14 protein-coding genes are annotated in these 13,450 nt (G+C 66.6%); 4 read left to right on the top strand and 10 right to left on the bottom strand.

Annotated elements, in window-relative coordinates; all coding sequences use genetic code 11:
• The first annotated feature begins 16 nt into the window (after nt 1-16).
• Both FS388_RS11060 and FS388_RS11055 read left to right on the top strand, forming a co-directional pair.
• Nucleotides 17-661: an isochorismatase family protein gene (locus FS388_RS11060; RefSeq protein ID WP_146341460.1), complete on the top strand. Its 645-nt coding sequence runs from the start codon at nt 17-19 to the stop codon at nt 659-661.
• Between the two features lie 29 nt (nt 662-690).
• The gene (locus tag FS388_RS11055) at nt 691-1,029 is read left to right on the top strand and encodes a VOC family protein (protein WP_246836200.1); all 339 of its coding nucleotides are present in this window, start codon (nt 691-693) and stop codon (nt 1,027-1,029) included.
• Between the two features lie 63 nt (nt 1,030-1,092).
• Here the strand turns inward: FS388_RS11055 and FS388_RS11050 are convergent, their stop codons facing one another.
• The 8 genes from FS388_RS11050 to leuC all read right to left on the bottom strand — a co-directional run bounded on the left by FS388_RS11050 (nt 1,093) and on the right by leuC (nt 9,845).
• Entirely contained in the window at nt 1,093-2,868 is a 1,776-nt protein-coding gene (locus FS388_RS11050; RefSeq protein WP_146341458.1) for a DEAD/DEAH box helicase, read from the bottom strand.
• On the bottom strand, nt 2,869-3,213 hold the full coding sequence (locus FS388_RS11045) for a DUF3039 domain-containing protein (protein WP_210410193.1): 345 nt from the start codon (nt 3,211-3,213) through the stop codon (nt 2,869-2,871).
• 34 nt (nt 3,214-3,247) lie between these two features.
• A complete protein-coding gene (locus FS388_RS11040; protein ID WP_168198692.1) occupies nt 3,248-4,411 on the bottom strand; it encodes a D-alanine--D-alanine ligase family protein in 1,164 nt (387 codons plus the stop codon).
• Nucleotides 4,408-5,409 (bottom strand): NAD(P)H-dependent glycerol-3-phosphate dehydrogenase, encoded by a 1,002-nt coding sequence (locus tag FS388_RS11035; protein WP_146341457.1) that lies wholly within the window; start codon nt 5,407-5,409, stop codon nt 4,408-4,410. Before FS388_RS11035 ends, FS388_RS11040 begins: the two co-directional genes overlap by 4 nt.
• A complete protein-coding gene (locus FS388_RS11030) occupies nt 5,406-6,218 on the bottom strand; it encodes a 1-acyl-sn-glycerol-3-phosphate acyltransferase (protein WP_246836199.1) in 813 nt (270 codons plus the stop codon). Before FS388_RS11030 ends, FS388_RS11035 begins: the two co-directional genes overlap by 4 nt.
• 8 nt (nt 6,219-6,226) lie before the next feature.
• Nucleotides 6,227-7,591: a UDP-N-acetylglucosamine 1-carboxyvinyltransferase gene (murA, locus tag FS388_RS11025; RefSeq protein WP_146341455.1), complete on the bottom strand. Its 1,365-nt coding sequence runs from the start codon at nt 7,589-7,591 to the stop codon at nt 6,227-6,229.
• A gap of 108 nt (nt 7,592-7,699) precedes the next feature.
• Entirely contained in the window at nt 7,700-8,299 is a 600-nt protein-coding gene (leuD, locus tag FS388_RS11020) for a 3-isopropylmalate dehydratase small subunit (protein ID WP_146341454.1), read from the bottom strand.
• 85 nt (nt 8,300-8,384) lie between these two features.
• Nucleotides 8,385-9,845 carry a 3-isopropylmalate dehydratase large subunit gene (gene leuC / locus FS388_RS11015; RefSeq protein ID WP_146341453.1) on the bottom strand — a complete coding sequence of 487 codons (1,461 nt, stop codon included), beginning with the start codon at nt 9,843-9,845 and terminating at the stop codon, nt 8,385-8,387.
• Nucleotides 9,846-9,923: 78 nt separating this feature from the next.
• Here leuC and FS388_RS11010 point away from each other — a divergent pair, with 78 nt between their 5' ends.
• Both FS388_RS11010 and FS388_RS11005 read left to right on the top strand, forming a co-directional pair.
• A complete protein-coding gene (locus tag FS388_RS11010; RefSeq protein WP_146341452.1) occupies nt 9,924-10,670 on the top strand; it encodes an IclR family transcriptional regulator in 747 nt (248 codons plus the stop codon).
• A 19-nt stretch (nt 10,671-10,689) separates the two neighbouring features.
• Nucleotides 10,690-12,045, top strand: coding sequence for a UDP-glucose/GDP-mannose dehydrogenase family protein (locus FS388_RS11005; RefSeq protein ID WP_146341451.1), 1,356 nt, complete (start codon nt 10,690-10,692; stop codon nt 12,043-12,045).
• A 1-nt stretch (nt 12,046) separates the two neighbouring features.
• On the opposite strand, the gene thiL is transcribed toward FS388_RS11005, so the two are convergent.
• Together thiL and FS388_RS10995 are read right to left on the bottom strand one after the other, a co-directional pair.
• Nucleotides 12,047-13,138: a thiamine-phosphate kinase gene (gene thiL / locus FS388_RS11000; protein ID WP_146341450.1), complete on the bottom strand. Its 1,092-nt coding sequence runs from the start codon at nt 13,136-13,138 to the stop codon at nt 12,047-12,049.
• Complete coding sequence (locus FS388_RS10995) at nt 13,129-13,431, bottom strand: MazG nucleotide pyrophosphohydrolase domain-containing protein (protein WP_146341449.1); 303 nt, start codon at nt 13,429-13,431, stop codon at nt 13,129-13,131. Before FS388_RS10995 ends, thiL begins: the two co-directional genes overlap by 10 nt.
• Between the last annotated feature and the right edge of the window lie 19 nt (nt 13,432-13,450).

Here is a 13,450-nt window from a genome sequence, read left to right as displayed (position 1 = left end):
TCTATACACTCGAAGCATGGCTGAAGCACTCGTGATCGTGGACGTACAGAACGACTTCTGCGAAGGCGGCGCGCTCGCCGTGGAGGGCGGCGCCGCGCTGGCGGCCGAACTCTCCGAGTTCCTCGAGGACAGCCATGGCGAGTACGACGTCATCGTCGCCACACAGGACTGGCACATTGAGCCCGGCAGCCACTTCAGCGACGCCCCGGACTTCCAGCGCACCTGGCCCGTGCACTGCGTCGCCGGAACCCGCGGGGCCGACCTCCACGACGATCTCGACACGGAGCGCATCCAGGCACGCTTCCTCAAGGGCCTGTTCGACGACGGCTACTCAGGATTCGAAGGACGGCTGGGCGACCCCGACCGGACCGGCCTCAAGGAGGGCGAGAAGGAGAAGGCCGTCGCGCCAGCCGATGTCATCGAAGAGGGCGCCCCGGACCTCAACACATACCTGCAGCAGCAGGGCGTGGAGACCGTCACCATCGTTGGGATCGCCACCGATCACTGCGTCAGGGCGACGGCCCTGGACGCGGCGGACAACGACTACGAAGTCAGGCTGCTGAAGAATCTGACGGTCGGCGTCGATGAGGACCGCATCGCAGAGACCTACGAAGAGCTCCGTGAGGCCGGAGTCGAACTGCTCCGCAGCGACGAGCTCTGAACACGTTGAAGATCACAAGGCGAACCACAGTGCTCGATGCGGCCAACGTGACCGCAGAGGCACAATTCTGGGCAGACATCCTGGGCGGCGAGGCCGCAGGGGACCACGAGTGGCAGTCCGTGCGCCTCCCCGACGGTACAAAGCCTGTGGCGGTGCAGCTCTCGCCCGAGCACAGGCCGAGCCATTGGCCCGACGAGCCGGTGAATTCCCACATGGACCTCTGGGTGGAGAGCATCACCACCGCGCATCAGGAGGCTCTTGAGCTCGGCGCGGAGCTTCTGCAGAGCGGCACCAATACCCTTCGCGGAAGCTTCAGCGTCTACAGCTCACCTGCAGGACACCCGTTCTGCCTGTGCTGGGACGCGTAAGGACACCTGTTGATCCTGTCCTGATGCTCATCCAGCACGCCTGGCGAACAATCCCGAGACGCCTCAGGCACGGGTGAACCACAGCTGGACGGTCCTGAGGCGCTCCTGAAGCTGTGACTGGTCAGCCTGAGGGACAGCGGGTCCGCCGCACTTCTCCCGTAGCTTCGTGTGGATGCTGCCCTGGTGCATCCCTGTCTTCGCCGCGTAGGCGGACACGGACTTGTTGAGCTTCGCGCGGAGGTCCTTGAGCTGGCGGTGGTCGACCACGTCCCGCTGCCGCTGAGCAGCCGATGGGCTTCTCCTCATCTGCTCGGCCTGCTGCTGGCGCAGCAGCTCAGAGACCTGCTCCGGCTCCAGAAGCCCCGGAATTCCCAGGAAGCCCAACTCCTCATCAGAGCCTACGTCTCCCCCCAGGCCGAACTCCTCGCCGTCGAACATGACCCGGTCGAATGACGCCGACGAACCCAGAGCCGCAAACTCTCCGCGGGTCAGCTGGTCCGATGCCTTGTCCTCGCCCTCCTGCTCGTCGAGGGGGTCGATCAGCTCGTCGCCCTCAGCGGGCCCCTCATGCTCCGTTCCCAAGGCGTGGTCCCGCTCCGCCTCCAATTCGTTGGCGAGGTCGGTGAGCACAGGAACGGACGGCAGGAAGACGCTGGCCACCTCCGCCTTCTTGCGCAGGCGCACGAAGCGGCCGACCGCCTGGGCGAAGAACAGCGGGGTGGACGTCGAGGTGGCGTACACCCCGACGCAGAGCCGGGGCACGTCAACTCCCTCCGAGACCATTCGCACAGCCACCATCCAGTACCGCGACCCGTCGGCGCCGAACTCCTCGATCTTGTTCGAGGCCTCCTTGTCGTCCGAGAGCACCACTGTGGTTCTCTGCCCCGTCAGAGCGTCGAGCTGAGCGGCGTAGGCACGAGCATCCTCGTGATCCGTGGCAATGACGAGACCGCCGGCGTCCTGAATGCGATCCCGGACCTTGAGAAGCCGCTGATGGGCCGCGCGCAGCACCGCAGGGATCCAGTCCCCCTCAGGGTTCAGGGCGGTGCGCCAGGCATGCTGCGTGATGTCTTTGGTGGCGGCGCCGCCCAAGGTCGCCTCCATCTCCTCCCCGGAGGAGTTCCGCCATCTCATCGTTCCCGAATAGGTCATGAAGACCACCGGACGGACGACGTGGTCGTGCAGCGCGGGCCCGTACCCGTATGAGTAGTCGGCCTTGGATCGGCGGACGCCGTCGTTGTCCTCTACGTAGTCCACGAACGGAATGGGAGAGGTGTCAGACCGGAAGGGCGTGCCGGTGAGCGCAAGACGTCGCGCCGCAGGATCGAAGGCCTCCCTGACCCCGTCTCCCCACGAGAGGGCGTCGCCGGCGTGGTGGATCTCATCGAAGACGACGAGCGTCCGAGCCGCCTCGGTCTTGTTGCGGTGCAGTGCCGGCTTGTTGGCCACCTGTGCATACGTCACGGCCACACCGACGAACTGGGCTCCGTGGCGACCGTCGCTGTTCTTGAAGTTGGGGTCGATGGCCAGGCCTACGCGTGCTGCGGCGTCCGCCCACTGACGCTTCAGGTGCTCCGTCGGGGCCACCACGTAGAGCCGGCTCACCTCACCGGACTCGAAGAGCAGCTTGGCGACCCTCAGCGCGAAGGTCGTTTTGCCGGCCCCAGGGGTAGCAACAGCCAGGAAGTCCTTGGGCCGGCGGCGCACATAGAGGTCAAGGGCCTCCTGCTGCCACTGCCGCAGCGTGGGGGCGGTGCCATGAGCCGCGCGGTGCGGCAGGGCAGGCGGAAGTTCCGATCCGACGTCGGTGCCGACGTCGAAGAGAGACGGTTCGCTCACCTACTTCTTGCCGAAGCCGAAGAACCCGCGACCGCCGCCCTCGCCGGAGTCGTCCTTGCCGGACTCGCCGAACTCCTCGTAGATCTCTTTGCACTCAGGGCACACGGGGAAACTCTTCGGATCGCGTGAGGGAACCCACACCTTGCCGCAGAGCGCCACCACGGCGTTGCCCTCGACCATGGACTGAGTGATCTTGTCCTTCTTCACGTAGTGGGCGAACCGCTCGTGGTCCCCGGGCTCGGAGACCTGGGGCGTAGTCTCCCGCTCAATGGTTGCCGCACCCCCAGTGGAAGGGGCTGATGCTGGGTCAGCGGTGCGCATGGTGATGTCGTCAATGCCGATCATGGTGAAGGACCTCCGTCAGTCGATGCACGCCATTCTATCGAAGGCCCGTGGGGCGCTCCAGGGCGAGTTGGATGAGCTCTGTGATGAGCTCCGGGTAGGAGAAGCCGCTGGCCTGCCACATCTGCGGGTACATGCTGATGGGCGTGAATCCGGGCATGGTGTTCACTTCGTTGACGACGATGCGCTCGCCTTCGGCGGCCGCAGCATCATAGAAGAAGTCGGCGCGCGCCAGGCCCTCACCATCGATGGCCTCGAAGGCGATCACCGCCTGGCGGCGGATCTCATCGCTGACCTCATCGGGCAGATCTGCCGGGCATGAGAGATCGGCTGCGGCGGCGTCGGTGTACTTCGCCTCGAAGTCATAGAACTGATGGTGCTCAGCACCGCTGTGCACCACTATCTCGCCGCACACCGACGCCCGCGGCGCGGCGTGCGCCGCTGCTCCGAGGACGCCGCACTCGATCTCCCGGCCGGAGACGCCCTGCTCGACGATCACCTTGGCATCGTGCTGGTGGGCCTGAGCGATCGCTTCGACGATCTCCGACCAGCTGTCGACCCGGCTCACGCCCATTGACGAGCCGCCCCGGGCGGGCTTCACGAACACCGGGAGGCCCAGGCGCTTCACCCGGTCGACGCAGGCTCCTGCGTCGGAGGCCCACTGCCGCGCGGTGATGGTCTCCCACGGACCGACGCGGAGCCCGGAGGCCTGGAACGCAAGCTTCATGAAGTGCTTGTCCATTCCCAATGCGGAGGCCAGCACACCGGCACCTACGTACGGCACTCCGGCGAGCTCCAGCTGCCCCTGGAGGGTGCCGTCCTCGCCGTAGGGACCGTGCAGCAGCGGCAGGACCGCATCGACGTGTCCCAGCTCAGCAGCCGTTCCGTCGGCATGCAGCTCCACCAGAGAGGTGCCTGATGCGCCTGCATCACGAGCGGAGGAATGGAGGATGACGGAGGACCGGGTCGGCTCCACGCGGGGAAGATCACCGGCGCCGAACGCGTGCGTGCGAGGGTCCGCCGTGGGACGCGTCCACTGCCCTGCCTCGGTGATCCCGACCTCGACCACGTCGTACTTCTGCGTGTCGATGGCGTTGAGCACCCCGGCTGCGGTGACGCAGGAGACCGCGTGCTCGGAGGACTGGCCGCCGTAGAGGACCAGGACGCGCGGTTTGGCCGTCGGCTCGGATGGCACGGTCAATGCACCTCTGCTTTCAGATCCCGGGCCAGGAGAGACCCGACGATGTTGTCCACGGTCATGGATCCTTCGAGCACCGATACCACCGCTTCGCAGATCGGCATGTCCACCCCATAGCGGCGCGCCAGATCCAGGACGGCTGCTGCGGACTTCGTCCCCTCGGCCGTCTGGGTCATCGCTTCGCTGACCTGCCCGGGCGTGAGCCCTTCTCCCAGCAGACGCCCCGCGGTGCGGTTGCGGGACAGCGGCGACCCGCAGGTGGCCACCAGGTCTCCCAGGCCGGCAAGCCCGGCGAAGGTCTCCTGGCGTCCGCCCAGGGCCAGCCCCAACCGCGTGGTCTCCGCGAGACCGCGGGTGATGACGGAGGCTTTGGAGTTGTCGCCGAGCTGCTGCCCGTCGCAGATGCCCACTGCCAGACCGATGATGTTCTTCAGAACTCCTCCGAGCTCCGTGCCGATCACGTCAGAGTTGACGTAGGGCAGGAAGTAGGAGGTCTGACAGAGCTGGGACAGCTGCTCGGCGACGGAAGAGTCTGAGCAGGCGATCACCGACGCTGTGGGCTCCTCGCGCGCGATCTCTGCTGCGAGGTTGGGGCCCGAGAGCACGGCGATCCTTTCCGGAGGCAGCCCGAGCTCATCGTGGATGACTTCGGACATGCGCAGGTCGCTGATGCGTTCGAGGCCCTTGATGAGCGAAACCACGATCGCCCCCGGCTTCAGGCTCCCCTTCAGATGCGACAGCCGCTCACGCAGGCTCTGAGCCGGAACGGCCAGAAAGATCACCTCAGCCTCGCGGACAGCTCGGTCCGCATCCGAGGTGGCACGGATGCCCGTGGGCAAAGACACCTCGGGCAGATACGCGCTGTTGGTCCGGTGCGTGCTGATCTCGTGGGCGACCTCCTCGCGACGCGCCCAGAGCGTGACGTCCTGGCCGGCGTCGGCGAGCACTTTGGCGAAGGTGGTCCCCCAGGATCCTGCTCCGAGAACCGCAGTGGGACTCATTCGTCCGATCCCTCCCCGGTGCGATCCGCGTGCCTGTCCTGCTGCTCAGCCCGGGCCCGCAGCTGATCGCGAGGCACGCGCTGGCTGATGTTTCTGTCCCATATCAGCTCAGGAGCGGGTTCGCCGCGCAGTCGGCTGACACCTTCGGTCAGTGCCTGCTCGATGCGCTGGGTCGCCTGGGCCAGCACAGTGCGGCTCAGCGGCCTGCTGCGCAGATCGGACATGTCCAGAGGTTCGTCGGCTCGCAGCGTGTAGGAGCGGCGCGGCAGGATCCTCGGGGCTTTGGCGCCAAAGGGCAGGAATCGGTGGGTGCCCCAGTGGGTCAGGGGAACGATGGGAGCCCCGGTGGTCAGAGCCAGACGCGCGGCGCCGGTCTTCATGCGCATGGGCCACTGGTCAGGGTCGGTGGTGAGGGTGCCCTCAGGGTAGATCACCACGGCCCCGCCCTCCTGGATGATGCCGTGCGCGATGTCCAGCGACTCCCGGGACCTGTCGCGCGCATTGCGCGTCACCGGTATGAGCTGCAGCTCACTCATGAGCGTTCCGAGGACGGGAACGCGGAACAGCGAGTCCTTGGCCATGATGTGAGGGGTGGTTCCGCTGCGGTAGACCGCGTGCAGCACCGCGAGCGGATCGATGAGGCTCACATGATTGGCTACGACGATGCAGCCGTCGGAGGGGATGTTCTCGAGTCCGTGCCACTCCTTGCCCATCAGAGCGTTCATGCCGGGCCGAACAAGACCTGCCGCGAGGTGCCAGGCCGGAGATCGGCGAGCCGTCTCCTGCGCCGAAGATCCAGTGGCGTCCACCTCTGGACTCATCCGCCCGCGGCGATGGCAGGCTGAGGGGCCGACGAAGCCCCACTCTTTTCGATGTGGATGTCCGCACCGAGAGCTTCGATCTTGTCGATGAAGTGCTCGTACCCGCGGTTGATGATCTCGATGCCGGTGACGTTGGACGTGCCCTTGGCAGCCAGCGCCGCGATCAGGTGAGAGAATCCGCCGCGCAGGTCAGGAATGTTGATGTCGACACCGGTGAGCTCACTGGCTCCTGAGATCACAGCGGAGTGGAGGAAGTTGCGCTGGCCGAATCGGCAGGGGTTGGAGCCCAGGCACTCGCGGTGGAGCTGGATCGAAGCTCCCATGCGCGTGAGCGCATCCGTGAAGCCGAACCGGTTCTCGTAGACGGTCTCGTGCACGATGGACACGCCGTGAGCCTGCGTCAGGGCCACCACCATCGGCTGCTGCCAGTCAGTCATGAAGCCCGGATGGACGTCGGTCTCCAGCACTAGGGGCTGGAGCTGCCCGCCGCCGTGCCAGAACCGGATCCCCTCCTCGTCCACCTCGAACTCTCCGCCGATCTTGCGGTAGATGTTGAGGAAGCTGGTGAGGTCGCGCTGCGCTGCGCCCTTGACGTAGATGTCGCCGCGGGTGACGAGAGCAGCCGAGGCCCAGGACGCGGACTCGTTTCGATCGGGAATCGCCTGGTGGCGGAATCGTCCCAAGCGAGAGACGCCTTCGATGCGGATCGTCCGGTCTGTGTAGACCGTGATCATCGCTCCCATCTGCTGCAGGATCGCGATGAGGTCATGGATCTCCGGCTCCACAGCGGCGTTGCGCAGCTCAGTGATGCCCTCAGCCAGCACAGCAGTCAGCAGCACCTGCTCGGTCGCGCCCACCGATGGGTAGGGAAGCTCGAGCTTGGCACCGCTGAGGCCCTTGGGCGCTGAGATGTGGATGCCGTTGGGCTGCTTGTCCACCACAGCGCCGAAGTTGCGCAGCACTTCGAGGTGATAGTTGATGGGGCGATCGCCGATGCGGCACCCGCCCAGATCAGGAATGAATGCTTCGCCGATCTTATGCATCAGCGGCCCGCAGAACAGGATGGGGATCCGCGAGTCCCCGGCATACGCGTCGATCTCGGAGTATTCGGCCAGGTAGGTGTTGCGCGCATCGAGGCTCAGGTCCCCGGTCAGCGGGTCAGCGTCCACCTTGACCCCGTGAATCTGCAGCAGATTCCGGACGATCTCGACGTCCTTGATGTCAGGCACGTTGCGAAGCTCGGAGACTTCGCTGCCCAGCAGAGACGCCACCATGGCCTTGGGCACCAAGTTCTTGGCACCGCGGACGTGCACCGTGCCTTCGAGGGGCTTCCCGCCCTGAATTGTGAGCAGCTTGCCCATATGTATGACGTGGTCCCTTCGATCCAGCGGATTCCAGCCCTGCCACTGTACCCGATGGGGTTCGGGGGGCTCTTCAGCTTCGCGGACGGCGGAGGCGCCCGCCGGCGGCTACACCTTAGCCGGAAGCGTCGCGGGTTTGAACCCCGGCCGGGTTCCCTCGAAGGCGTCGATGGAGGCTTTCTGACGGAGCGTCAGGGAGATGTCGTCCAGGCCCTCCAGCAGGCGCCACCGCGTGTAGTTGTCGATGTCGAAGGTGGTCTCGACGCTGCCGCAGACCACCGTGCGGCCCTCCAGGTCCACTGTGATCTCAGCGCCGGGCTCACGCTGGAGCTCCTTGAAGATGAGCTCGACGTCTGGCTGAGCGACCTTCGCCGCGAGGAGGCCCTGCTTGGCCGCGTTGCTGTAGAAGATGTCGGCGAACCGGGAGGAGATGACCACCTTGAAGCCATAGTCCCGAAGCGCCCACACGGCATGCTCACGGGATGACCCCGTGCCGAAGTCGGGGCCCGCGACGAGGACGGTGCCGTGCTTGAAGGGCTCCCGGTTGAGGACGAAGTCCTCCTTCTTCCTCCACGCGTAGAAGAGGGCATCCTCGAACCCGGTCTTGGTGATGCGCTTCAGGAAGACGGCGGGGATGATCTGGTCAGTGTCGACGTTCGACTGGTTCAGCGGCACGCCGATGCCGGTGTGCGTCGTGATGGGTTCCATGGGGAGCCTTCCTCGATGGTCTGCTGCGGGGCCGGGCCTGCGTGAGCGGCCCTGAGGAGAGCGGGGCGGATGCCGCCCCTGCGGATTAGGCAGGCACCGGCGCGCCTGCGCCGACGTCGGAGGGCGACGAGAGCGTGCCGCGGATCGCGGTAGCGGCGGCCACGACGGGCGAGACCAGGTGGGTTCGACCGCCCTTGCCCTGCCGTCCCTCGAAGTTTCGGTTCGAGGTGGAGGCGCACCTCTCGCCCTCTGCGAGCTGGTCGGGGTTCATGCCCAGGCACATCGAGCATCCGGCGAACCTCCACTCCGCCCCGAAGTCCTTGAATATCCGGTCCAGGCCCTCGGCCTCAGCGTCGAGCCGGACCTTCGCGGAGCCTGGAACAACAATCATCCGCACATCGGGGTCCTTCTCGCGCCCCCTGATGATCTCTGCGGCCTTTCGCAGGTCCTCGAGGCGCGCGTTGGTGCAGGAGCCCAGGAAGACGGTGTCGACCCGAACGTCGCGCATCGGTGTGCCCGGGGCCAGATCCATGTACTGCAGGGCACGCTCAGCCGACTCGCGGTCGACCGGGTCGTGGAAGTCGGAGGGGAACGGCACTGCCTCGCTGAGGCTCACGCCCTGCCCCGGATTGGTGCCCCAGGTGACGAACGGCTCCAGCTCATCGGCGTCGATGATGATCTCCGCATCGAACTGGGCCCCCTCGTCGGTGCGCAGCGAGCGCCAGTACTCGACGGCGTCGTCCCAGTCCTTGCCGGTGGGCGCGTGCGGGCGGCCGGCGACGAATTCGAACGTCGTCTCGTCGGGAGCGATCATGCCTGCCCTCGCCCCGGCCTCGATGGACATGTTGCAGATCGTCATCCGAGCTTCCATGGACAGCTGCTCGATGGCGGTGCCGCGGTACTCGAGGACGTAGCCCTGGCCGCCGCCGGTGCCGATCTGGGCGATCACGGCCAGAATGATGTCCTTCGAGGAGACTCCCGGACGCAGGCTGCCGTTCACCGTCACAGCCATCGTCTTGAACGGCTTCAGGGAGAGCGTCTGGGTGGCCAGGACGTGCTCCACCTCCGAGGTGCCGATGCCCATCGCCAGGGACCCGAAGGCGCCGTGGGTGGAGGTGTGGGAGTCCCCGCAGACGACGGTCATTCCCGGCTGGGTCAGTCCGAGCTGAGGGCCGACCACGTGGACGATTCCCTGGTTGTCGTCGCCCAGCGAGTGGATCCGTATGCCGAACTCCTCCACGTTGGCGCGCAGGGTGTCCACCTGCTTGCGGCTGATGGGGTCGGCGATCGGCTTGTCGATCTCAAGCGTCGGCGTGTTGTGGTCCTCAGTCGCAATGGTGAGGTCCGGGCGCCTCACGGGACGGCCCGCCAGACGGAGCCCCTCGAACGCCTGAGGGCTGGTGACCTCGTGAATCATGTGCAGGTCGATGTAGATCAGGTCCGGGCTGCGCTGCCCGTCCTTGTCCTCTCCGCGCACGACGACGTGGTCGCGCCATACCTTCTCCGCCAGAGTGAGCGGCTGATCCGCGGATGCTGTCTGTGCCATAGTTCTAGAGAACCACCAGCATCGCCGCGGCTCTAGACCGACACCCTCTGGTCTCACTATTCGGACTATAGTGAGACCATGGCACACAGCATCCTGCACTCCCCCTCAGGGATCGGAGTGGTGGACAAATCGGTGATGATCATGGACGCCCTCGAGGCCGGTCCCGCAACTCTTGCTCAGCTGGTGGAGGTCACAGGTCTGGCCCGGCCGACCGTTCACCGTCTGGCATCGGCACTGGTCCACCACAGGTTCCTCTCGCGCGACGTGCGCGGCCGCTACGTGATCGGCTCCCGCATGGCCGAGCTCGCCCAGGCCGCCGGCTCCGATCAGGTGGTCTCCGCTGCCGGGCCCATCCTGCTGAAGCTGCGCGACGCCACGGGCGAGTCCTCACAGCTCTTCCGGCGTCAGGGCGACTCTCGCATCTGCGTGGCCTCGGCGGAGCGGCCCATCGGTCTGCGCGACTCCATACCGGTGGGCACCCAGCTGTCCATGAAGGCAGGATCGGCCGCTCAGGTCCTGCTGGCCTGGGAGGACCACGACCGACTCGTCGAGGGCCTCCGAGACGCCCGGTTCACTCCGACCGTCCTCGCCGGGGTGCGCCGGCGCGGCTGGGGGGAGTCTCTGGGCGAGCGCGAGCCCGGCGTGGCCTCGGTCTCAGCCCCGGTGCGGGGTCCCTCCGGGCGCGTTCTCGCGGCAGTGTCCATCTCCGGCCCCATCGAACGGCTCTCCCGCCAGCCGGGCCGACGGTTCGCCCACGTGGTGTCTGCCGCGGCTCAGCAGCTCACCGAGCTGGTGCGGAAGAACCCCGAGAGCGACCTGCAGTAGGCCGGCCGTCACCCCGGACATGCGCCGAACCGCTAAGGTGGCGTCCGTGACTCTCAATATTTCTGTGATCGGCACCGGATACCTGGGCGCCACGCACGCGGCGTGCATGGCCGAACTCGGCTTCGACGTCCTCGGCGTGGACGTCGACCCTGAGAAGGTCGACTCCCTCTCGCGCGGCGAGCTTCCCTTCCACGAGCCCGGTCTGCCCGAGCTGATCCGCAAGCACGTCGACTCCGGCCGGCTTCGCTTCACCGCGGACGTCTCTGAGGCCGGCTCATGGGCCGACGTCCACTTCATCTGCGTGGGCACCCCGCAGGTAAGAGGCGGCACCGGCGCGGACCTCACCTACGTCGACGCTGCCACGACCGACCTGGTCGCCTCCATCACCAAGGACTCGCTCGTCGTCGGCAAATCCACCGTCCCCGTCGGCACCGCCGCCCGGCTCTCAGGGCTGGTGGCCGAGACCAAGAACGACGGGGTGAGCGTCTCGCTGGCATGGAACCCTGAGTTCCTGCGCGAGGGCTTCGCCGTGGAGGACACCCTGCGCCCCGACCGTCTGGTGGTGGGCACAGGGTCCGAGGCCGACGAGGCTGTTCTGCGGGAGGTGTACGCCGAAGCCCTGGGGCGCGAGACCCCCTGGATCTCCACAGACTTCGAAACGGCTGAGCTCGTCAAGGTCGCCGCCAACGCGTTCCTCGCCACCAAGATCAGCTTCATCAACGCCTTCGCAGAGGTCACCGAGAACGTCGGGGGCAACATCACCACCCTGGCCGACGCCATCGGATTCGACACGCGCATCGGCCGCAAGTTCCTCAACGCCGGAGTCGGCTTCGGCGGAGGCTGCCTGCCCAAGGACATCCGTGCGCTGCAGACCCGCGTGGCCGAGCTGGGCCTGGACCACTCGATGAAGTTCCTCGATGAGATCGACCAGATCAACCTGCGCCGCCGCAAGAAGGCCGTCGCACGAGCCTTCGAACTCCTGGACCAGGACGTGGTCGGCAAGAAGATCGCCGTGCTCGGCATCACCTTCAAGCCTCTCTCCGACGATGTGCGCGACTCCCCAGGGCTGGACGTCGCCGCGCGCCTCTACAACGCAGGCGCGGATGTGGCCGTCTTCGACCCCGAGGGCAACCACAATGCTGCCAAGCGCTACCCCCGGCTGGGCTACGTCCAGAGCCTGGAAGAGGCGGTCCGGGATGCGGAGGTGGTCATGCTCACCACAGAGTGGAACGAATTCAAGTCGCTGACGCCTGCCGATCTTGAGCCCCTGGTGGCGTCCAAGCGGTTCATCGACGCCCGCAATGTCCTCGACGCCAAGCACTGGGAGGCCGAGGGCTGGTCCTTCGCCCAGCTCGGCCGCAAGTTCGAAGGCTGACCTAGCCCTTCAAGGAGTCCCAGCCCGGACTGCTCATGCCCCAAGGGGTGAGCACTCCGGGCTGGTCTGCGTCTGAGGCGATGACGGTGCCGATTCGGCTGAAGCCCTCCGGAAGCTCGGCCTGCGGCGGGAAGGTGACGAGGAGGGAGTAGTCCTCGCCTCCGGTGAGAACCCATTCCAAGGCCAGCTCCTCGTCCCGCTCGAGGCCCTGGGCTGCCTCGGCGAGCTGCTCGGCCCGCGCCCGCAGCGCGTCCTCATCGAGCTCAAGGCGCACTCCGGAAGCCTTGGCCAGCCTGTCAGCGTCTCGGAGGAGTCCGTCCGAGATGTCCATCCCGGCACTTGCACCCGCAAGCACGGCGATTCGTCCCTCGACGAGCGGCGGGTGCGGCCGCTTCTGGGCGGCGAGCGCCCGCCGGACAGTGGGAGTCGAGCTCCAGTGATGCGGATCGGGGCTGTCGAGCTCAGTGTCCGGGCTCTCCAGCAGTGCCAGGCCGGCTGCGGCGTAGCCCAGATTTCCGGCCACCGTGAGCAGGTCCCCGGGGCGCGCTCCGTCCCGGCGGAGCCCTGGCGAACCGGTCAGGCCCGGTATCTGCGCAGGCAGCTCCCCGACTGCAGTGATGGTTATGGCGATCGTCTCGCCCGAGCCGAGGTCTCCCCCGGCGATGACGCACTGTTCGGCCCCGGGCTGGGAGCATGCACGGATGATGCCGTGGGTGAAGTGCTCCGCCCAGTCTGCACTCACATCGCCCGGCAGCGTCAGGGAGATCAGCAGCGCGGTGGGCTCTGCGCCCATGCCGTTGATGTCGGAGAGGTTCTGGGCAGCGGCCTTGGTTCCGACGTCCATGGCTTCCGCAACGGGGTCGCTCCACCAGGTGCGCCTGAAGTCTTGGCCCTCGCTCATGGTGTCCGTGGTCATGACGATGCGGCTGCCCGGGCTCGGGCTGAGCACCGCTGCGTCGTCGTTGCCCGGGCCCAGCTCCAGCCCCACATGGCCGCGACCGGCGTTGAACGGCTGGACCACCCCCATGAGGGCCCCAAGAACCGCGTCCTCGCCTGCTTCGGCGACGGTCTGCCCTGCATCGTTCACGCCCATTTCAGCCACTTCTCCTCCACGGCCTGCTCCACGTCCACGTCATTGTGGTGAGCCAGCAGGAGCAGCTGCCCCAGGACGTCTGCCACCTCAGCGTCGAAGGCGTCACGGCGCTGCTTCTCGGTGGTGCCCCGATCACGTCCCATGCCGCGCAGGTCGATGAACGCTTGGGTAAGCTCTCCGACCTCTTCCTGGAGCTTGAGCATGAACCATTCGCTGGTGCGGTCGATGCTGTTGCTCTGCGCATACCGGGATGAGATGGGCTCCAGTGCGTCGATGATCTCCGAGATCTGCATCGCTCCAGCGTATCCGGCA

Source organism: Nesterenkonia sp. NBAIMH1, assembly GCF_007922635.1.
GTDB lineage: Bacteria > Actinomycetota > Actinomycetes > Actinomycetales > Micrococcaceae > Nesterenkonia > Nesterenkonia pannonica.
This window is presented reverse-complemented; position numbering and strand designations above follow the sequence as displayed.